Here is an 18,575-nt window from a genome sequence, read left to right as displayed (position 1 = left end):
GGTTTGGGGATGAGGGACGCCGAGGCCATGTCGCAATTTCTGGAAATGCTGGCGGCGGAAGGCGGGGCGGCGAAGAATACGCTGCTGGCCTATGGCTCTGATCTGCGCGGCGCGTCGGAGTTGCTGGGCGGCGAGCTGGTCGGGGCCGATAGCGCCGCGCTCCAGAAGCTCGGGGCCGAATGGATGGCGCTGAGCCGGACCAGCGTCGCGCGCAAATCGTCCGTGCTGCGGCGCTTCTATGGCTTTCTGGAGGAGGAGGGGATTCGCGCCGACGACCCGTCCGACGCGCTGCCGCGCCCGGCCACCCAGCGGGCCCTGCCGCGCACGCTCAGCCATGATGATATCGGGCGATTGTTCGAAGCGCTGGAGGCGCGGCGGCGCGAGCGGGATGGTGATCCGCTGACGCTGCGGCTGATCGCGCTGGTCGAACTTCTCTATGGATCGGGGCTGCGCGCGACCGAGCTGGTGTCGCTGCCGCGCCATGCGCTGCGCGGGGACCGGCCCTTCCTGATCCTGCGCGGCAAGGGCGGGCGCGAGCGGCTGGTGCCGATATCCGATCGCGCGCGCGCCGCCGTCGCCGAATGGAGTGCGACCGGCTATGCCGCGAGCGATCAGCCCTTCCTCTTTCCCTCGGGGCATGGCCATCTGAGCCGGGTCCGGCTGTTCCAGCTCTTGCGCGAACTCGCCGCCGAGGCGGGGATTCCGCCGCAGCGGATCAGTCCGCATGTGCTGCGCCATGCCTTCGCGACCCATCTGCTCGAAGGCGGGGCGGACCTCCGCGCGTTGCAGACGATGCTGGGCCACGCCGATATCGCGACGACGCAGATCTATACCCATGTGAACAGCGCGCATCTGGTCGAACTGGTCAATGCCCGGCACCCGCTGATGGACGCGCAGCGCAGGGCGGCCGCGGAACCGGGGAGACGCCAGGCGGTTGATCCCTCCTGAAAAAGGAGAAGATGATGAAACGTATTTCGCTGGCCGCGCTGGCGCTTACCACGCTCGCCGCTGCTCCGGCCCTCGCCGATCGCGGGCCGACCCAGCCGGAGGCAACGGCGATCACCGCCACCCTGGCCGCCGCCGGGTTCAAGAGCTGGAACAAGATCGAATATGATCCCGATGGCCCGAAGTGGAAGGTCGACGATGCCCGTGCGCTGAACGGCAAGACCTATGATCTGCAACTCGATGCGAACACCTATGCGATCGTCAAGAAGGATGGGGATTGACGCTAACCCCCCCCTTCCAGGAGGGTGATTTAGCGGGCGATATCCCAGCGGCATCGGATGCGCGCGCGTCACCCTTGTCTCACGCCGGTCTCTGCCATAGGCGTTTGTCTCAACGACAATCCGGGCAGGGGACGATTGCATGGCGGCGGTGGAAGTTGAGATCGATCCCAAGCGGGACCGGCTGGTCATCATCGCATCGACGCTGGGCACCGTCTTCGAATGGTATGATTTCTTCGTCTACGGCACGCTTGCGAGCATCGTAGCGGGGCATTTCTTTCCGTCGGATAATCCCGCCGTCAGCCTGCTGATCTTCCTCGCCAGCTTCGGCGTCGGCTTCGGCATGCGGCCGGTCGGTGCGGTGCTGTTCGGGGTGCTTGGCGACCGGCTGGGCCGCAAATATACCTTCCTCGTCACGATCGCGCTGATGGGCGGGGCGACTGCTGCGGTGGGGATTCTGCCGACCTATGAGGCGGTCGGCGTCACCGCGCCGATCCTGCTGGTGATCTGCCGGGTGTTGCAGGGGCTGGCGCTGGGCGGCGAATATGGCGGCGCGGCGATCTATGTCGCCGAACATGCGCCGTCGAACCGGCGCGGCTTCTATACCAGCTTCATCCAGTCGGGGGTGATCGGCGGCTTCCTGCTCAGCGTGATCGTGGTGGTGGTGTCGAACCTGTTCGTCGACAAGGACGCGTTCGCCGCGTGGGGCTGGCGGATTCCCTTCCTTTTCTCGCTGGTACTGCTCGCCATCTCGCTGTGGATCCGGCTCAAGCTGAAGGAGAGCCCGGTCTTCAAGGCGATGAAGGAGGCGGGCGAAATCGCCAAGAACCCGCTGCGCGAAAGCTTCGACAGTTGGCCGAAGGTCAAGATGATCCTCGTCGCGCTGTTCGGCGTGGCGGCGGGGCTGACGGTGATCTGGTACACCGCGCAGTTCCAGATCTTCTATTTCCTGCAGACCGGCCTGCGGCTGGAGGACAATGCGGCGCGGATGATCGTCGGCGCGGCGGCCTTCTTCAGCCTGTTCTGGTTCATCCTGTTCGGCTGGCTGTCGGACAAGGTCGGCCGCCGCAAGCCGATCCTGATCGGTTATGCGCTGACCCTGCTGCTGATCTTCCCGCTGTTCCATGGCGTCGCGGCGAGCGGCAATCCCGAATTGTCGGCGGCGATGGAGCGCGCACCTGTCGTCGTCACCGGCAGCGATTGCAGCTATGACCCCTTCGCCAAGGCGCAGGCAACCGCGTGTGGCAAGGTGCTCGACGCGCTGTCGAAGAAGGGGATCGCCTATACCAAGGTCGAGGGCGCGCCGGGGGCCGTTCCCGCGGTGACGATCGGCGGCAGGCCGGTCGACGCGATCGACGCCGACAGCCTGGAAACGGCGCTGGCCGACGCCGGTTATAATCTCGACAAGGTCATCCCGACCGCGGGCAACGCCGCGAAGATGATCTTCTACATCGTCGTGATCGGCTTCCTGTCGGGGATGACCTATGGGCCGGTGGCGGCGCTGCTCGTCGAGCTGTTCCCGGCGCGGGTGCGTTATACGTCGATGTCGGTGCCCTATCATATCGGCACCGGCTATTTCGGCGGCTTCATGCCCTTCATCAGCCAATATATCGTCGCCAAGACCGGCGATCCGTTCGCGGGGCTGTGGTACACCGTCGCGGTCGTCGCGCTGGCGCTGGTGGTCAGCCTGTTCTGGCTGCCCGAAACATCGGGCAAGGAACTGGAATAGCGGCGGCGGGGCGGCTATCGGGACCATGTGGTTCCCAATGACGCTCCCCTTCGACTGATTCTGGATGGCGCCGCGCTGGTCTCGAACTGGCGCTGGCTGTCGAATAAGGCAGGCGCACCGGCCGGTGCGGCCGTGAAGGCCGACGGCTATGGGCTGGGCGCTCGCGAAGTGTCGCGCCGGCTGGCCGAGGCGGGGTGCCGCGACTTCTTCGTCGCGACCTGGGCCGAGGCCGACGCGCTCGGCGCGCTGCCGTTCGGGGCGGGGCTGTCGGTGCTGCACGGTGTGCGCGAGGAGGACATGGCCGCCGCGCTCGCGTCGCGCGCCCGGCCGGTGCTCAACAGCCCCGCGATGGTCGCACGCTGGAAGGCGGCGGCGCCGGGGCGTCCGTGCGATGTGATGGTTGATACCGGCATCAACCGGCTGGGGCTGGCGATGGCCGATGCGGTGTCGGGCCTGCTCGACGGGCTGGAGATCGACCTGCTGATGAGCCATCTCGCCTGCGCCGACGAGCCCGGCAGCGCCATGAACGGGCGGCAGCGCGAACGCTTCGCCGATGCCGCGGCACGCATTCCCGCGCGGCGTTACAGCCTCGCCAATTCGGCGGGGGCGTGCCTCGGCCCCGACTATGGCTTCGATCTCGTCCGCCCGGGGATCGGCCTTTATGGCGGCATTCCCCGCCCCGAAGCCGCCGGGCACATCGCCCCGGTGGTGCGGATCGAGGCGCAGATATTGCAGATCCGCGACGTGCCGGCGGGTGAGACGGTGGGCTATGGCGCGACCTTCACCGCCGCCGCGCCGACCCGGATCGCGGTGCTCAACCTGGGCTATGCCGATGGCTATCTGCGCGCCTTTGCCGGGCATGGCACGGTCCGCGCCGGCGGGCAGGTGCGGCCGCTGGCGGGGCGCGTGTCGATGGACCTGATCGCTGCCGATATCGGCGATGCGCCGGTGGAGGAGGGCGGCTGGCTGGAGGTCGACTATGCGCTCGAAGCCGCCGCTGCCGCGACGGGCCTGTCGCAATATGAGTTGCTGACCGGGCTAGGCTCCCGCTATCAGCGGGCTTGGACGGATTAGGATGCCAGTGATTTTGCAGCCAATTATCGCCTTTCTTGCTTCGGTCGGCCGCCTGTTGATCAACGCCCTTGGGGCGATCGGCCGGGTGACGAAGTTCGCCGCGACGACCATATCGCGCGCTGTGCGCCCGCCTTATTATCCGGCACGGCTGTTCGAGCAGCTGTTGCAGATCGGCTGGTTCTCGCTGCCCGTGGTGGGCATGACCGCGATCTTCTCGGGCGCGGCGCTGGCGCAGCAGACCTTCACCGCCGGATCGCGTTTCAACGCCACCTCCACCGTCCCGGCGATCGTCGTGCTCGGCATCGTCCGCGAGCTGGGGCCGGTGCTCGTCGGGCTGATGGTCGCAGGGCGGGTGTCCTCGGCGATGGCGGCGGAGCTGGGCACGATGCGGGTGACCGAGCAGCTCGACGCGCTGTCGACGCTGCGCACCGACCCCTATCGCTACCTGATCGCGCCGCGGCTGATCGCCGCGCTGATCGCGATTCCGCTGATGGTACTGATCGCCAATGCGATTGGCATCTTCGGCGGCTATTTCGTCTCGGTCTACAAGCTCGACTTCAACGCGGTCGGCTATCTCAACACGACACGGCTCTACCTGACCGCGACCGACCTGCAGATGGCGCTCGTCAAATCGGCCTTCTTCGGATTCTTCATCGCGCTGATGGGCTGCTATCACGGCTTCCATGCGCAGGGCGGTGCGGCGGGCGTCGGCCGTGCGACCACCGATGCGGTGGTGTCGGCGTTCATCCTGATCCTGTTGTCGAACATGATCATCACCCTGATGGCGTTCGGCTGATGAGCGACAATCACAAGATCGTCCTGGAGGGCGTGAGCAAGGCGTTCGGGCCCAACCATGTCCTCGACGGCGTCAACCTCGAGATCGAGCGCGGCGAATCGATGGCGATCATCGGCCAGTCCGGCAGCGGCAAGTCGGTGACGCTCAAATGCATCCTGGGCCTGATCAAGCCAGACAGCGGGGCGATCCGCGTCGATGGCGAAGACCTGCTGTCGATGCGATCGCGCGATCTGGCCCGGGTTCGCGCCAAGTTCGGCATGTTGTTCCAGGGTTCGGCGCTGTTCGATTCGCTGCCGATCTGGCGCAACGTGACGTTCGCGCTGACCCAGGGCCGCCAACGCGAAACCGCGAAAATGCGCAGGATCGCGACCGAAAATCTCGAGCGGGTGGGGCTGGGCAGCAACGTGCTCGACCTGCGCCCGAGCGAATTGTCGGGCGGCATGCAGAAGCGTGTGGCGCTGGCCCGCGCGATCGCGCCCCGGCCCGAGATCATATTCTTCGACGAGCCTACCACCGGGCTCGATCCGATCCGCGCCGATGTGATCAACGACCTGATCGTCGAACTGGTCGAGGATCTGGGCGTCACTGCGCTGACGATCACGCATGATATGGCATCGGCGCGCAAGATCGCGCACCGGGTGGCGATGCTCTACCAGGGCAAGATCATCTGGCGGGGGCCGCGCGACCGGCTGTATGATAGCGGAAACCCTTATGTCGATCAGTTCGTTCAGGGCCGTGCCGAAGGCCCGATCCGGTAAAAGCTTGTTCGACGTTTTCGATAACTGAAAGCGCTTCTTCTCGTTGGATCGATCAGTCGTCCTTCGGTAATAGATGGCCATCCCATCCAGAGAGGACGATCAATGCTCGGACGTACCGTTCCCGATGTTACCCTGAAGACCCGCGTGCGCGACGAGAGCGTCGGCGGGCCCAACCCCTTCCGCTGGCAGGACGTGCACACCGGCGAGCTGTTCGCTGGCCGCCGCGCGGTCGTGTTCGCGCTCCCCGGCGCGTTCACCCCGACCTGCACCACCGAACAATGCCCTGCCTATGAGCGCAGCTATGACGATCTGACCGCCGCGGGCGCCGACGACGTCTACTGCCTGTCGGTCAACGACGCCTTCGTGATGTATCAGTGGGGCAAGCATCTCGGCCTGAACAAGGTCAAGCTGCTGCCCGATGGCTCGGGCGATTTCACGCGGCGCATGGGCATGCTGATCCACAAGGATCATCTCGGCTTCGGCGACCGCTCGTGGCGCTATGCAATGGTGGTCGACGACGGCAAGATCGTCGCCTGGTTCGAGGAACCCGGCATCAACGACGCCGGCCAGGACGACGACCCCTATGGCGAGAGCTCGCCGGAGAAGGTGCTGGAGTGGCTGAAGGGCAATCCGGCCAAATAACCCTTCCCCTGCCATCATCCCGGCCTCCGCCGGGATGACGGTTTTCGTCAGGGCTGATAGGCCCTGAGCGTCGCTGCAGCCACGTCGAAGGCATCATAGGCGATCTTCGCCAGGCTGCCGCCGGTGCTGCAGCGGCGCACGCCGATCACGGCCAGTTGATCTATGCGCTCGTCATAGACCTGGGCGATCACGTTCACCGGCTTGGGCGCGACCGCCGCGACCAGTTCGGCGATCGCGCCGTGGTCGGCGAGGCCGGGGACGAAGATGCAGTCCGCCCCGGCTTCGGCATAGGCCACCGCGCGGGCGATGGCGCTTGCGGCGTTGGTGTCGGGAACGCGGAATTTCTCGTGCCGTCCGATCAGCATCGCGGCCGGGTCGGCTGCGTCGATCGCGGCGCGGGCGGCGGCGATCCGATCGGCGGCGAGCGCGCTGTCGTAGATCGCGCTGCCCGACCAATCCTCCACCGAAACCCCGGCGATGCCGGTGTCGAGCGCCAGCGAGACGTTCGCCGCGACCGCCTCGGGCGTGTCGGCGAAGGCGTTCTCGAAATCGGCGTTGACCGGCAGATCGGTCGCAGCGACCAGCTGGCGCAGATGGGCAAGCACCTCGCCGAGGCTGAGTTCGCCATCCTCCTTGCCGAGCGCCCAGGCCGCGCCCGCGCTGGTCGAAGCGATCGCCTTGAAGCCGAGCCGGGTCAGCCGGACCGCGCTGCCCACATCCCAGGCGTTGGGGACGAGGAAGAAGCCGCTGTCGTGCAGCGTGCGGAAGGTGGCGCGCTTTTCGCTGATCGTCGGCATCATCGCTCCTCTCAATCGCGGATATTGGCGGCAACCTCGACCCGCGCCACCCAGCGCTGGACGGCGGGATAATCGGCCAGGTCGAACCCGCCTTCATGCGCGACCCTCGTATAGGCGACGAGCGCGATGTCGGCGAGAGTCAGCGCGTCGCCAGCCAGATAATCGACGCCGCTCAGCGTCTCATCGAGCAGCTTGAGAGCGCCCTTGCCGCGCTCGACGATCTTAGGATCGAGTTCGGTGGGCGACTTGCCGAGATAATGGAGCTGGAAGCGCGCCACCGCGACATAGGGCTCGTGGCTATATTGCTCCCAGAACAGCCATTCGAGCATCCGGGCGCGGGCGCGCGCATCGGCGGGGATGAGCCGCGACCCCTCGGCCAGTGTCAGGATGATCGCGTTCGACTGGGCGAGCGTGCCGCCGTCGGCGTAGCGGATCAGCGGCACCTGGCCGGCGGGGTTCATCGCCAGGAAGTCGGGGGTGCGCGTGTCGCCCTTGAGCACGCTGGTCTCGATCCATTCATAGCGAATGCCGAGGAGATCGGCGGTCCATTTCACCTTGAGACAGTTGCCCGAGATCGAATCGCCGTAGATGTGCATGAAGTCCCCCCTGTGGTTTGTCGGTTCCTATCCGGCTTTGCCGGGGTGGCGAAACAAACATCGTGGGGCGATTGATAAAGGCGGCTTATAGTCTTTGGCGACCGTTCCCCGAATATCGTCACCCCGGGCTTGACCCGGGGTCCCGCTTTCTTTGCGCAGGGCCTGAAGAAGCTGGGCCCCGGGTCAAGCCCGGGGCGACGGAAGGGCTTTGACGAAATGACGGGGAGATGAGCGCGAGGCGATAAAGCGAGACCTTTGTCACAAAGCCGTAAGCTTTCGGCGAAGCGGCTGTAACAATGGTAAACCATAGGGTCGGCTCGTCATCCACACAGGAGACGAGCGATGAATGCCATCACCCGGATCGCCGCCTATCAGGACGCGGCCAACCACAGCGGGCCCGCCTTTCCCGAGGCGCGCCGCCAGCGCCGCCGTTACCGGACGATATGGGTGTCGGACATCCACCTCGGCACGCGCGGCTGCAACGCGCAGATGCTGATCGACTTCCTCGATTCGACCGACAGCGAGACGATGTATCTGGTCGGCGACATCATCGATGGCTGGCGGCTCAAGCGGAGCTGGTACTGGCCCGCGACGCACAACGACATCGTCTGGCGAGTGATGAAGCGCGCCAAGCGCGGCACCCGCGTGGTGTTCATCCCCGGCAATCATGACGAGATGTTCCGACAGTTCGCGGGGCTGACCTTCGGCGGGATCGAGATCCGCCGCAACGCGATCCACGAGACCGCCGATGGCCGCCGTCTGATGGTGACCCATGGCGACGAGTTCGACACGGTGGTGATGTGCCACCGCTGGCTCGCCTTTGCAGGGGACGCCGCCTACGAGATGCTGATGCGGCTGAACGTGGTGATCAACTGGGTCCGCCAGAAGCTCGATCTGCCCTATTGGTCGCTGTCGAAGCATGCCAAGCAGAAGGTGAAGAACGCGGTTGAGTTCATCTCGCGCTTCGAGGAGGCCGTGGCGCACGAAGCGGGCGAGCGCGGCGTCGACGGCGTCGTCTGCGGTCATATTCACACCGCCGAGATCCGGCAGTTCGGCGACGTGGTCTATTATAATGACGGCGATTGGGTCGAAGGCTGCACCGCGCTGGTCGAGCATTTCGACGGGCGGATGGAGGTGATCCACTGGGCCGACGAGATCAAGTCGCGGCGGCAGACGACCACCGCGATGGCCGCTTAGGATGCGCATCGCCATCGCCACCGATGCATGGGGCCCGCAGGTAAACGGCGTCGTCCGCACCCTCCAGGCGGTCAGCGCCGAACTGGGCGCGATGGGGCACGAAGTGTGCGTCATCGCGCCCGACCAGTTCCCGACCCTGCCTTGCCCGAGCTATCCCGAGATAAGGCTGGCGATGACCACCCGGTTCGGCGTCGGCCGCCGGATCGGCGCGTTCGGCGCGGAGGCGATCCACATCGCGACCGAAGGGCCGATCGGGCTGGCCGCGCGGCGCCATTGCCTGAACCACGGCTTCGCCTTCACCACCGCCTATCACACCCAGTTTCCCGATTATGTCGCCGAGCGGACCGGTATGCCCGCCGACTGGTTCTGGCGCTATATCCGCTGGTTCCATGGGCCATCGGCGGCGGTGCTGGCATCGACCCCCTCGGTCGAGGCGATCCTGGAGCGCCGCGGCGTCGGTCCGGTGAGGCGCTGGGGCAGGGGCGTGGACTTGAACCTGTTCCGGCCCGGCCGGCCCGCGCATCCCGCCTTTGCGGACCTGCCGCGCCCGATCCAGCTCTATGTCGGGCGGGTCGCGGTCGAGAAGAACATCGAGGCTTTCCTGGCCTGTGATACGCCCGGGACCAAGGTGATCGTCGGTGACGGCCCGGCGCGGGCGGGATTGGCGCGCGGCTATCCGAAAGCGCGTTTCCTGGGTGCTCTGCACGGCGACGCGCTGGCGGAGGCCTATGCCGGGGCCGATGTCTTCGTCTTCCCCAGCCGCACCGACACCTTCGGGCTCGTCATGATCGAGGCGCTGGCGTGCGGCACGCCGGTCGCCGCTTATCCGGTGACCGGGCCGGTCGATATCCTGACCCCCGAGAGCGGGGCGATGGACGCCGATCTCGCTGAGGCGATCGGCCGGGCACTGCGTTGCGATCGTGCCGATGCCGCGGCCTATGGCGCGAGCTTCGGCTGGCGGCGCAGTGCGGAGCAGTTCCTGTCGGCGCTGGTACCACTGGAGGATGTGGCGCGGCTGGCGGCGTGAAATATTTCCCCTTTTCCCGCTTTCGCGGGAGAAGGCCGGGATGAGGGCCTTCTTCTTTCTTGTCGTTGGGCCGGGGATCGAAAAAGAAGAAGACCCTCACCCAACCCTCTCCCGCGAAAGCGGGAGAGGGTTAAGAAGGCTAAGACGCCTTGCCCTTCGCCCCTGCTTTCTCTACAGGATCGGCCATGCTTCGGCCGCTCCGTGACGGGGCGGCCCTTTTATTTTTTGGAGACCGCCATGGCCCAGCCGCTCATGCCCCATGCCACCGCTTCGTGGCTGGTCGACAATACCGCGCTCAGCTTTCCGCAGATCGCCGAGTTCTGCGGGCTGCACATCCTCGAGATCCAGGCGATCGCTGACGATATGGCCGCGACCAAGCTGACCGGCCGCGATCCGGTCCGTGCGGGCGAACTCACCATGGCCGAGATCGAGAAGGGCCAGAAGGACCCTAATTACCGCCTGGTGATGCAGAAGGGCCCCGATCAGCAGCGCCGCACCAAGGGCCCGCGCTACACCCCGGTCTCGAAGCGCCAGGACAAGCCCGATGGCATCGCCTGGATCATCCGCAACCATCCCGAGGTTTCCGACGGCCAGATTTCCAAGCTGATCGGCACGACCCGCACCACGATCGCGGCGATCCGCGACCGGACCCATTGGAACATCGCCAATATTGTGCCCAAGGACCCGGTGACGCTGGGCCTGTGCTCGCAGCGCGAGCTCGATGCGGTCGTCGCGAAGGCGGCGAAGGCCGCCGGCATCGAGGCGCCCACCGACACCCGCCTGGAAGGCGACCGCGAGGCGCTGATCGAGCAGCTCCGCGCCGAGCGCGACGCCGCCGGCAAGACCGCCGAGATGACCCATGCGGAAGAGGAAGCCGCACTGTTTGGCGGCCCGGCGTTCAAGGATCCGTTCAAGAAGTAAGAGGGGTAGCCCCTCCACTTTTTCTGTCATTCCCGCGAAAGCGGGAATCCATATTCTCTGAAGCTCGAACCTCTTGTGGTTCGGAGGTTATGGATCCCCGCCTCCGCGGGGATGACGATTTTGGGGATGGATGCGATCGCAGCTTTCGTTGGGATGACGATATGGGGGTGGTTGGGTCCAATGCGATCCTTGACCCACTGGCTTCCGCCATCCAAAAGCCTGTCATGACCGACACCGCCACCTTTGCCGACCTGTCCTTCGAGGATGCCCTCAAGCAGCTCGAGGCGATCGTGCGGCAGCTCGAATCAGGCGACGTCCCGCTCGATGAATCGATCTCACTCTATGCCAAGGGCGATGCGCTGAAGCGGCAGTGCGAGGACCGGCTGAAAGCGGCGCAGGCGCGGATCGAGAAGATCAGCATCGGCGGCGACGGCGCGCCCAAGGGAACCGAGCCCTTCACCGCGGGCTGAGCATGGCGGACCTGCTCCCATCCGAGCTTGAGCGCATCGCGCGCGAGATCGACAGCCGGTTCGATGCGCTGCTGACGCCCCCCGACGACAGCCGCAAGCGCCTATACGAGGCGATGCGCCATGCGGCGATCGGCGGCGGCAAGCGGCTGCGCCCGCTGCTCGTATGCGCGGCGGCGCGGCTGTTCGCGGTCGACCCGGAATGCGCGCTGCGCGCAGGCCTCGCGGTGGAGGCGATCCACGTCTACAGCCTGATCCACGACGATCTGCCGTCGATGGACGACGACGACATGCGGCGCGGCAGACCGACCGTCCACAAGGCCTATGACGAGGCGACGGCGATCCTGGCGGGCGACGCCTTTCAGGCGCTGGCCTTCGAGATACTCGCCGCGGAGGCGACCCATGCCGACCCCTTCGTCCGCGCCGAACTGGTCGGTGCGCTGGCGGCGGCGGCGGGGCCGGGCGGCATGGTCGGCGGGCAGGCGATGGACATGGCGGCTGCGGTGACGATGCAGGACCTGGCCAATGTCACCCGGCTCCAGCAGCTCAAGACCGGCGCGCTGATCGCCTTCTCGGTCGAGGCGGGGGCGATATTGGGCCGGGTGCCGCCGGAGGGACGCACGAAGTTGCGCGGCTATGCCCATGACCTCGGCCTCGCCTTCCAGATCGCCGACGACCTGCTCGACGCCGAGGGCGATCCGGCGGCGATGGGCAAGGCGGCGGGCAAGGATGATTCAGCGGGCAAGGCGACCTTCGTCGGCCTGCTCGGCATCGATCGCGCCCGTGCCCAGGCACGGCTGCTGTCCGAACAGGCGGCGGCGCATCTTGCCAATTTCGGGCGCGAAGCCGATCTGCTACGCGAGATCGCCGCCTATGCGGTCGATCGCGACCGCTAAGCGCGAACAGGGGGAATGAACATGCGCACCGGCGTCTATCCCGGCACCTTCGATCCGATCACGCTGGGCCATATGGACATCATCCGGCGCGGCGCGAAGCTGGTCGACAAGCTCGTCGTCGGCGTCACCACCAATCCGTCCAAGTCGCCGATGTTCACCCTCGAGGAGCGGCTGGCGATGGTCCGCCGGGAGACTGCGGACCTCGGCGACAAGATCGAGATCGTCGCATTCGATTCGCTGTTGATGGATTTTGCCGAGAAGATGGGCGCGTCGATCATCGTGCGCGGGCTGCGCGCCGTCGCCGACTTCGAATATGAATATCAGATGGCGGGGATGAACCAGCAGCTGAACAACCGCGTCGAGACCGTCTTCCTGATGGCCGATGTAGCGTTGCAGCCGATCGCGTCGCGCCTCGTCAAGGAGATCGCGCTCTATGGCGGCGCGATCGATCGCTTCGTTCCGGAGCGCGTCGTGCACGAAGTCGTCGCGCGCGTCGAAAAGATCGGTAAGAAGGGCAGCTGACGGTTCAGCCAGCGGCAAGCCGGACAGGGTTAATGGGACCGCTGATGTGGGCCCCGCGCGATTTTCGCGGTAGGAGATGTGATCTGATGCGATCGAAGTTCGTTGTTGCGGCCCTGTCAGGCCTGTTCATGGCCGGTGTGGCGTTCGCGCAGACCGCGCCCGTGGCCGCTCCCCCCGCCGATCCTCAGAATATCCTGAATCTTGACCTGTCGACCGGGGGGCGCGTCAAGGTGCTGCTGCGCCCCGACAAGGCGCCCTATTCGGTCGAGCGGATCAAGGTGCTGACGCGCCGCCATTTTTATGACGGGCTCACCTTCCACCGCGTGATCGAGGGCTTCATGGCCCAGGGCGGCGACCCCAAGGGCACTGGCGAGGGCGGGTCGGACCTGCCCGACCTGAAGGCCGAGTTCAACGATCTGCCGCATGTGCGCGGGACGATGGCGCTGGCGCGCGCCGAAGGCCTCGACACCGCCAACAGCCAGTTCTTCATCATGCTCCAGCCCAACCTCTCGCTCGACGGCAATTATACCGCGATCGGCCGGGTGACCGCAGGCATGGAATATGTCGATGCGCTGGCCAAGGGCGAGCCGCCCGAAAATCCGTCGAAGATCATCCGCGCCTCGATCGAATCCGATGAGCAGGGTATCGCCCCGGCCGCCTTCGTGCCGCCGGCTCCGGCTGCCGCCCCGGCTCCGGTCGCCACGGGCAAGAAGGTGAAGAAGGAGAAGAAGGCGAAGCAGGAGGCGGCGAAGCCCTCCGCGCCTGCGCCGGCGCCTGCTCCGGAACCCGCGCCGCAAGCCGAAGCCGCGCCCGCCACGGCGGGCACCGACGCCGCCGTCCGCGAAGTTTCGGGCGAGCCCGCAACGGCTGCGGCGGTGAAGGATGTGGCGAGCGAAGAGGCGATCGCCACGCCGAAGTGATTGGCGTGCCGGTTGATTTGGGTCGTCATGCTGAACTTGTTTCAGCATCCACTCCGCCAACTGGACGAAGCAAGCGTGTCTTGAGCGGTTGAAGCAGGGGCCTCCTGGATCGCTCCCGCTTCCCGGTGGATCCTGAACCCAGTTCAGGATGACGGCTTTTGGTAAAGCGTTTTGGGGCAAGAGCCGCCTGGTCCGGTTGCGGCCCTGCCCAATGCCGCCTAAGCGGCAGCCATGCGTGTCGACCTCTTCGATTTCGAGCTTCCGCCTGAGAATATTGCGCTGCGCCCGGCCAGTCCGCGCGACAGCGCGCGCATGTTGCTGGTCGAGGGCGAGGGGGACTTCGCCGACCATGTCGTCACCGACCTGCCGAAGCTGTTGCGCGCGGGCGACTGCCTGGTCTTCAACGATACCCGGGTGATCCCGGCCCAACTCGAAGGCGTGCGCGGCGAGGCGCGGATCGGGGCGACGCTCCACAAGCGTGAAGGGCTGCGGCAATGGCGCGCCTTCGTCCGCAATGCCAAGCGGGTGCGGACCGGCGACCGGATCGATTTCGGCGCGGGCGTGTCGGCGATCGCCGCCGATCGCGGCGAGGATGGTTCGATCCTGCTCGATTTCGAAGGCGACGAGCCGGTCGAACTGCTGCTGGAGCGGGCAGGGCGGATGCCGCTGCCGCCCTATATCGCGGGCAAGCGCCCGACGGACGAGCGCGACCTGGAAGACTATCAGACGATGTTCGCGCGCGAGAAAGGCGCGGTCGCCGCCCCCACCGCCGCGCTGCACTTCACGCCGGGGCTGATGGCGGCGCTGGCCGAGGCGGGGATCGGCAGCGAGACGCTGACCCTCCATGTCGGCGCGGGCACCTTCCTGCCGGTCAAGGCCGACGACACCGACGACCACAGGATGCACGCCGAATGGGGCCGCATCGACGCTGCCACCGCCGATCGGCTCAACGCGGTGCGCAGCGGCGGCGGGCGGGTGATCGCGGTCGGCACGACCAGCCTGCGGCTGATCGAGAGCGCAGCGGGGGAGGACGGCGTGATCCGTCCGTTCGACGGCGACACCGCGATCTTCATTACCCCCGGCTATCGCTTTCGCGGCATCGACGGGCTGATGACCAATTTTCACCTGCCCAAGTCGACCCTGTTCATGCTGGTCTCGGCGCTGATGGGTCGGGAACGGATGCAATCGGCCTATGCCCATGCGATCGCGACTGGCTATCGCTTCTACAGCTACGGGGATTCGTCGCTGCTGCTTCCGACATAGCTTAGCCGTAGCGCGGCGCGACGTCGCAATAGAGCTGGCGGATGAAGCCGTTGTTGATGAGGAACTGAAAGAAGGAGAGCGCGGCGGACCGGTTGGCGATCGGACCGGTGAAGTGCGCGTCGGGCTGGGCGGGCTGGGCGGCCAGCCAGCGGCGCACGGGGGCGGGCATCGCGGTGAGGATGCGGCCGCGGCGCTCGCTGGCCATCGACACGATCCCCACCACCTGGCCGCGATCGTCGAGCACCGGGCCGCCGCTAAGGCCATCGAGCTCGGTTATGCCGTTCTTGGCGCTGCCGTCCTCCACCCAGGCGAGGACGGCGTCGGTCTGTCCGCCATGGCGCACCGCCGAAGTCCGCCCCAGCAGCCGCGATCCTATCAGCCCGGGCGTCCCCATCGGGAAGCCCATATGATAGCCGACGGCGCCGGCCCGCGGGGCGTCCCCGCTGAGCGACAGCGCCATCGGCGAACGGATGCCGCCGGTGATCAGCGAGATATCCTGGCCGAGCGGAACGGCAGGCGTAGCGACCGGCGGGGTCGTGCGCTGATCGACCAGGAAGCGGATCGTCCCGCATCGGTCGGTAACGTGCGCGGCCGTGGCCCAGACACCCTGCGGCGCGATCACGAAGCCCGTACCCTGGCGCGACAGATCGAGTTCCGCCGGCCGTTCATAATAGACGGGAAGTGCGCTTGCCGGCGGCGGGCGGCGGGGCGAGCCCACGCTGGCGACGATCCGGCCGGTCTCATGAAACCCGTCCGCCCCCGGGGCGGGGGCGGGCCGCGATGCGAACATTACGGCCATGCCGATCGATGCAGCCAGCAGGCAAACAGGGGCGGCGAGCCCCGGCATCAGGCGGCGATCGCCGCGGCGTTGATGCAGCCGAAGCCGATCCGGAACAGGAGCAAGAAGATCGCCGCCGCCAGATCGCCTGCATCGAGCCGCTTGCTGAGATCCGGTATCAGCAGCTGTGTCAGCCAGAAGGCGGAGAGCTGGATCAGCATCACCGGGATAGCCCATATGACGATGTCCCAGCCGTTCACCGCGCCCGCCAGGCAGAAGGCGAGCGGGATCGCGGCGCCGAGCGCGGCGCCGCCCGCACTTATGGCGACCGAGACATTCCCCGCGCGGATTTCGCGAAGCTCATGATAGGGCGTAATCCAGAAGCTGATCAGCAGCGTGACGAGCCAGATGGTGATCGTCAGCAGCAGCTGGCCAAGAAGGACCGGAAGACCCATCTCCAGACTCGCAAGGATAGCGGTAAGATTTCCCAAGATTTGTTCCCCTGCCCGGATCTTCTCAATGATCGGACAGGCAGGACCCGGCAGGAATACAGCATTATTACGGAATTGTTTTTTTCCGGATGTATTGGTTCAACATCAAACATGGGAAACTGGGTAAAAAGCGCCGAACGTCTCTTGGAGATATTGGACGATAGTCTAACAGGATTCGATCATGTTGCGGAAAATTCGCACCGTTTTGACTTCTATTCCTATTGTGAGCATTACGCGATAGAACGTCGGGAGCTTACCCGTGACTTGCGCCACGGCATGAAGGAACTTGGTCACGGTGCCCCGGCGCACGGCACCATTCTCGGCTCCGCCCACCGGCTTTATCTCGACCTGCGCGTGGCGTTCGACTCGGGAATCGTCACCGCGCTGGAAGAACTCATCAGGGGCGAGACCTATCTCGCCGCGCGGGCCGACGCCGTGCTCGAGCATGACGGGTTGCCGCCCCCCATCTATGAGACCGTCCGCCTGATCCGTGCCAATATCAGCCGGTCCTTGCTCGACCTGACCGGCATGCATCAGCATGCCGGTACAGGCTTCGCGGCGGGCTCGTTCCGACTTTATAAATAGGGCCGGCGGCCCTATTTCCGCTGGCTTGCGGTCTCGTCGCGCTTCGCCTTGAACTCGGAATCGGCGCTCCATTCGGGCCAGCTACGGCTGTCGGCCAGCGCGCGGCCGGTGTTATAGAGCAGGGTGAGATCGGGCCCGAGCGCCGACAGGTCCCAGTCCGCGCTCCATTCGTCGGCGGGCTGGTGATAGCGGTCCCTGGTGTAGGCGTCGGCAAGCGCCGCGCCGCGTTCGACGCCGCCATTGGCGAGATCGCGGCCCGGCTTGAAAGAGATCGCCGGCACGCCCTGCTTGGCGAGGGTGAAATGGTCCGAGCGATAGAAGCCGCCGGTCTCGGTGCGCGGGTCGGGCGTGTAGCTGCGGCCGAGCTTGGTTCCCTCGGCGATCAGCAAGTCGAGCAGCCCGAGCTTGGCGACGCCCGAAATCGTGTAGTCCTTCGCCGCGCCTTCGCCGAAGATGCTGTCCATGTTGATCACGCCTGCGGTGGTCGCCAGCGGATAGACCGGGTTGGCGGCATAATATTCCGAGCCGAGCAGGCCCTTTTCCTCGGCGGTGACGGCCAGGAAGACGATCGAGCGGTCGGTGCGCGGCGCCTTCGCGAAGGCGCGGCCGAGTTCGAGCAATGCGGCGACGCCCGAGGCATTGTCCTTCGCGCCGTTATAGATGCGGTCACCCTTCGCATCGGGCAGGCCGACGCCGAGATGGTCCCAATGCGCCGAATAGACCACGGTCTCGTTCGGGTGTTTTTTGCCGGGCAGGCGGCCGAGGACGTTCTTCGACACGATCGTTTCCGCCTTCACCGCGTAAGACGCGTCGAGCGTGGCGTTGAGCGGGACCGGCTTGAAGTCCTTCTTGCGCGCCGCTGCTTTCATCGCGTCGAAATCGAGCCCGGCGGCCTTGAACAGGACGGCGGCGAGATCGCGTTGGATCCAGCCTTCGACCGGCACATGCTCGGCCTTGGGATCGGCGCGGACGATGTCGAACATGGTGTTGGTGTTCGAGTTCTTGACCGTCGCCCAGCCATAGGAGGCGGGCGCATATTCGTGGATGACGAGGACGCCCGCCGCGCCCTGCCGTGCGCCTTCCTCATATTTGTAGGTCCAGCGGCCATAATAGGTCATCGTCTTGCCGCCGAAATCGCCTTCTCCGCCTTCGAAATCGGGATCATTGACGAGGACGACCAGGACCTTGCCCTTGAGGTCGGTGCCCTTGAAATCGTCCCAGCCGCGCTCGGGCGCTTTGACCCCATAGCCGGCGAAGACCAATTGCGCCCCCTTCAGGTCGACCCGGTCCTGCCCGGTCAGCGCGGCGCGGACGGCGATCTCATCGCCCTGTGACAGTGTGCGGGGGGCCCCGCCGATCGTCATCGACAGGGCGGGCGCGCCGACGATGTCGGATTTGAGCAACGGAACATCCTGCGTCCATGTGCCGCCGGGGCCGCCAGGCTGCAGCCCGGCCGCCTTCATCTGGCGGCTGATGAAGTCGACCGTCTTCGCCTCGGCGGGGGTGGCGGGGGCGCGGCCCTCGAAGGCATCGCTCGACAGGGTCTTCACGTCCTGGCTCACACGCGCGGTGTCGAATTTCGGCGGCGCGGCGGGCGACAGGGCGGGGGTGAACAGGGCGGTTGCGGCGAGGAGAATGGAAAGGTGGCGCATATGATTCATCCGATAGGTGCGGGCCCGCGACGGGCCGTCATGCTATCGGGGATAACCACTTTGCGAGCGATCGCAAGACCGTGAACTCCCTGGAGGAATTCGTTGGAAAGTACCGGAATCGCAACGTTTTTTGCGATGAGTTGATCGCCGGAAATGGAACCGCGATCGGATTGAATTGTTAACCTTTTGATTTGGGAGCGTCGTTCCTTGGCGCGGCTCGCCTAGCAGCGGCGGATAATAT

The 18,575-nt window shown here is 66.0% G+C and carries 21 protein-coding genes; 16 read left to right on the top strand and 5 right to left on the bottom strand.

Features of this window, described 5'->3' with window-relative positions; all coding sequences use genetic code 11:
* The first annotated feature begins 9 nt into the window (after positions 1–9).
* The 7 genes from ASE00_RS04965 (at position 10) to ASE00_RS04935 (ending at position 6,222) form a co-directional block, all read left to right on the top strand.
* Positions 10–948, top strand: a complete 939-nt coding sequence (locus tag ASE00_RS04965; RefSeq protein WP_056378044.1) for a tyrosine recombinase — start codon at positions 10–12, stop codon at positions 946–948.
* 14 nt (positions 949–962) lie between these two features.
* Complete coding sequence (locus tag ASE00_RS04960; RefSeq protein WP_056378043.1) at positions 963–1,226, top strand: PepSY domain-containing protein; 264 nt, start codon at positions 963–965, stop codon at positions 1,224–1,226.
* Between the two features lie 139 nt (positions 1,227–1,365).
* Positions 1,366–2,952 carry an MFS transporter gene (locus ASE00_RS04955; RefSeq protein WP_056378042.1) on the top strand — a complete coding sequence of 529 codons (1,587 nt, stop codon included), beginning with the start codon at positions 1,366–1,368 and terminating at the stop codon, positions 2,950–2,952.
* Positions 2,953–2,979: 27 nt separating this feature from the next.
* The gene (gene alr, locus ASE00_RS04950) at positions 2,980–4,026 is read left to right on the top strand and encodes an alanine racemase (RefSeq protein ID WP_056378041.1); all 1,047 of its coding nucleotides are present in this window, start codon (positions 2,980–2,982) and stop codon (positions 4,024–4,026) included.
* Position 4,027: 1 nt separating this feature from the next.
* On the top strand, positions 4,028–4,822 hold the full coding sequence (locus tag ASE00_RS04945) for an MlaE family ABC transporter permease (protein WP_056378040.1): 795 nt from the start codon (positions 4,028–4,030) through the stop codon (positions 4,820–4,822).
* Positions 4,822–5,580: an ABC transporter ATP-binding protein gene (locus tag ASE00_RS04940; protein WP_056378039.1), complete on the top strand. Its 759-nt coding sequence runs from the start codon at positions 4,822–4,824 to the stop codon at positions 5,578–5,580. Before ASE00_RS04945 ends, ASE00_RS04940 begins: the two co-directional genes overlap by 1 nt.
* A gap of 102 nt (positions 5,581–5,682) precedes the next feature.
* Positions 5,683–6,222 (top strand): peroxiredoxin, encoded by a 540-nt coding sequence (locus ASE00_RS04935; RefSeq protein ID WP_056378038.1) that lies wholly within the window; start codon positions 5,683–5,685, stop codon positions 6,220–6,222.
* Between the two features lie 47 nt (positions 6,223–6,269).
* Here ASE00_RS04935 and ASE00_RS04930 read toward each other — a convergent pair whose 3' ends face one another.
* Complete coding sequence (locus ASE00_RS04930) at positions 6,270–7,019, bottom strand: isocitrate lyase/PEP mutase family protein (protein ID WP_082594558.1); 750 nt, start codon at positions 7,017–7,019, stop codon at positions 6,270–6,272.
* 11 nt (positions 7,020–7,030) lie between these two features.
* Positions 7,031–7,615 (bottom strand): glutathione S-transferase family protein, encoded by a 585-nt coding sequence (locus ASE00_RS04925; protein WP_056378036.1) that lies wholly within the window; start codon positions 7,613–7,615, stop codon positions 7,031–7,033.
* Positions 7,616–7,957: 342 nt separating this feature from the next.
* Here ASE00_RS04925 and ASE00_RS04920 point away from each other — a divergent pair, with 342 nt between their 5' ends.
* The 8 genes from ASE00_RS04920 to queA all read left to right on the top strand — a co-directional run bounded on the left by ASE00_RS04920 (position 7,958) and on the right by queA (position 14,828).
* Positions 7,958–8,812, top strand: a complete 855-nt coding sequence (locus ASE00_RS04920; RefSeq protein WP_056378035.1) for a UDP-2,3-diacylglucosamine diphosphatase — start codon at positions 7,958–7,960, stop codon at positions 8,810–8,812.
* A 1-nt stretch (position 8,813) separates the two neighbouring features.
* The gene (locus ASE00_RS04915) at positions 8,814–9,839 is read left to right on the top strand and encodes a glycosyltransferase family 4 protein (RefSeq protein WP_056378034.1); all 1,026 of its coding nucleotides are present in this window, start codon (positions 8,814–8,816) and stop codon (positions 9,837–9,839) included.
* 237 nt (positions 9,840–10,076) lie between these two features.
* Positions 10,077–10,760, top strand: a complete 684-nt coding sequence (locus ASE00_RS04910; RefSeq protein WP_056378033.1) for a DUF1013 domain-containing protein — start codon at positions 10,077–10,079, stop codon at positions 10,758–10,760.
* A gap of 224 nt (positions 10,761–10,984) precedes the next feature.
* On the top strand, positions 10,985–11,230 hold the full coding sequence (locus ASE00_RS04905; protein WP_056379325.1) for an exodeoxyribonuclease VII small subunit: 246 nt from the start codon (positions 10,985–10,987) through the stop codon (positions 11,228–11,230).
* A gap of 2 nt (positions 11,231–11,232) precedes the next feature.
* Positions 11,233–12,123: a polyprenyl synthetase family protein gene (locus tag ASE00_RS04900; protein WP_056378032.1), complete on the top strand. Its 891-nt coding sequence runs from the start codon at positions 11,233–11,235 to the stop codon at positions 12,121–12,123.
* Between the two features lie 21 nt (positions 12,124–12,144).
* The gene (gene coaD / locus ASE00_RS04895; protein WP_200957906.1) at positions 12,145–12,645 is read left to right on the top strand and encodes a pantetheine-phosphate adenylyltransferase; all 501 of its coding nucleotides are present in this window, start codon (positions 12,145–12,147) and stop codon (positions 12,643–12,645) included.
* A 128-nt stretch (positions 12,646–12,773) separates the two neighbouring features.
* Positions 12,774–13,565: a peptidylprolyl isomerase gene (locus ASE00_RS04890; protein ID WP_414819840.1), complete on the top strand. Its 792-nt coding sequence runs from the start codon at positions 12,774–12,776 to the stop codon at positions 13,563–13,565.
* A gap of 231 nt (positions 13,566–13,796) precedes the next feature.
* Positions 13,797–14,828: a tRNA preQ1(34) S-adenosylmethionine ribosyltransferase-isomerase QueA gene (queA, locus tag ASE00_RS04885; protein WP_056378029.1), complete on the top strand. Its 1,032-nt coding sequence runs from the start codon at positions 13,797–13,799 to the stop codon at positions 14,826–14,828.
* 1 nt (position 14,829) lies between these two features.
* On the opposite strand, the gene ASE00_RS04880 is transcribed toward queA, so the two are convergent.
* Together ASE00_RS04880 and ASE00_RS04875 are read right to left on the bottom strand one after the other, a co-directional pair.
* Positions 14,830–15,675, bottom strand: coding sequence for a S1 family peptidase (locus ASE00_RS04880; protein ID WP_056378028.1), 846 nt, complete (start codon positions 15,673–15,675; stop codon positions 14,830–14,832).
* Positions 15,675–16,061, bottom strand: coding sequence for a DUF350 domain-containing protein (locus ASE00_RS04875; RefSeq protein WP_056378027.1), 387 nt, complete (start codon positions 16,059–16,061; stop codon positions 15,675–15,677). Before ASE00_RS04875 ends, ASE00_RS04880 begins: the two co-directional genes overlap by 1 nt.
* A gap of 147 nt (positions 16,062–16,208) precedes the next feature.
* On the opposite strand from ASE00_RS04875, the gene ASE00_RS04870 reads away from it, so the two are divergent.
* Complete coding sequence (locus tag ASE00_RS04870; RefSeq protein WP_056378026.1) at positions 16,209–16,682, top strand: DUF2383 domain-containing protein; 474 nt, start codon at positions 16,209–16,211, stop codon at positions 16,680–16,682.
* Between the two features lie 11 nt (positions 16,683–16,693).
* Here ASE00_RS04870 and ASE00_RS04865 read toward each other — a convergent pair whose 3' ends face one another.
* On the bottom strand, positions 16,694–18,334 hold the full coding sequence (locus ASE00_RS04865) for a M28 family metallopeptidase (RefSeq protein ID WP_056379324.1): 1,641 nt from the start codon (positions 18,332–18,334) through the stop codon (positions 16,694–16,696).
* Positions 18,335–18,575 lie beyond the last annotated feature (241 nt).

The sequence above is a fragment of the Sphingomonas sp. Root710 genome, from assembly GCF_001429065.1.
Classification (GTDB): domain Bacteria; phylum Pseudomonadota; class Alphaproteobacteria; order Sphingomonadales; family Sphingomonadaceae; genus Rhizorhabdus.
This window is presented reverse-complemented; position numbering and strand designations above follow the sequence as displayed.

Bases quoted from the DNA above. Each gene is read 5' to 3' on its own strand.
- ASE00_RS04965 (WP_056378044.1), top strand. From the start codon at position 10: ATGAGGGACGCCGAGGCCATGTCGCAATTTCTGGAAATGCTGGCGGCG.
- ASE00_RS04960 (WP_056378043.1), top strand. From the start codon at position 963: ATGAAACGTATTTCGCTGGCCGCGCTGGCGCTTACCACGCTCGCCGCT.
- ASE00_RS04955 (WP_056378042.1), top strand. From the start codon at position 1,366: ATGGCGGCGGTGGAAGTTGAGATCGATCCCAAGCGGGACCGGCTGGTC.
- ASE00_RS04945 (WP_056378040.1), top strand. From the start codon at position 4,028: ATGCCAGTGATTTTGCAGCCAATTATCGCCTTTCTTGCTTCGGTCGGC.
- ASE00_RS04940 (WP_056378039.1), top strand. From the start codon at position 4,822: ATGAGCGACAATCACAAGATCGTCCTGGAGGGCGTGAGCAAGGCGTTC.
- ASE00_RS04935 (WP_056378038.1), top strand. From the start codon at position 5,683: ATGCTCGGACGTACCGTTCCCGATGTTACCCTGAAGACCCGCGTGCGC.
- ASE00_RS04930 (WP_082594558.1), bottom strand. From the start codon at position 7,019: ATGCCGACGATCAGCGAAAAGCGCGCCACCTTCCGCACGCTGCACGAC.
- ASE00_RS04925 (WP_056378036.1), bottom strand. From the start codon at position 7,615: ATGCACATCTACGGCGATTCGATCTCGGGCAACTGTCTCAAGGTGAAA.
- ASE00_RS04920 (WP_056378035.1), top strand. From the start codon at position 7,958: ATGAATGCCATCACCCGGATCGCCGCCTATCAGGACGCGGCCAACCAC.
- ASE00_RS04915 (WP_056378034.1), top strand. From the start codon at position 8,814: ATGCGCATCGCCATCGCCACCGATGCATGGGGCCCGCAGGTAAACGGC.
- ASE00_RS04910 (WP_056378033.1), top strand. From the start codon at position 10,077: ATGGCCCAGCCGCTCATGCCCCATGCCACCGCTTCGTGGCTGGTCGAC.
- ASE00_RS04905 (WP_056379325.1), top strand. From the start codon at position 10,985: ATGACCGACACCGCCACCTTTGCCGACCTGTCCTTCGAGGATGCCCTC.
- ASE00_RS04900 (WP_056378032.1), top strand. From the start codon at position 11,233: ATGGCGGACCTGCTCCCATCCGAGCTTGAGCGCATCGCGCGCGAGATC.
- coaD (WP_200957906.1), top strand. From the start codon at position 12,145: ATGCGCACCGGCGTCTATCCCGGCACCTTCGATCCGATCACGCTGGGC.
- ASE00_RS04890 (WP_414819840.1), top strand. From the start codon at position 12,774: ATGGCCGGTGTGGCGTTCGCGCAGACCGCGCCCGTGGCCGCTCCCCCC.
- queA (WP_056378029.1), top strand. From the start codon at position 13,797: ATGCGTGTCGACCTCTTCGATTTCGAGCTTCCGCCTGAGAATATTGCG.
- ASE00_RS04880 (WP_056378028.1), bottom strand. From the start codon at position 15,675: ATGCCGGGGCTCGCCGCCCCTGTTTGCCTGCTGGCTGCATCGATCGGC.
- ASE00_RS04875 (WP_056378027.1), bottom strand. From the start codon at position 16,061: ATGGGTCTTCCGGTCCTTCTTGGCCAGCTGCTGCTGACGATCACCATC.
- ASE00_RS04870 (WP_056378026.1), top strand. From the start codon at position 16,209: ATGGGAAACTGGGTAAAAAGCGCCGAACGTCTCTTGGAGATATTGGAC.
- ASE00_RS04865 (WP_056379324.1), bottom strand. From the start codon at position 18,334: ATGCGCCACCTTTCCATTCTCCTCGCCGCAACCGCCCTGTTCACCCCC.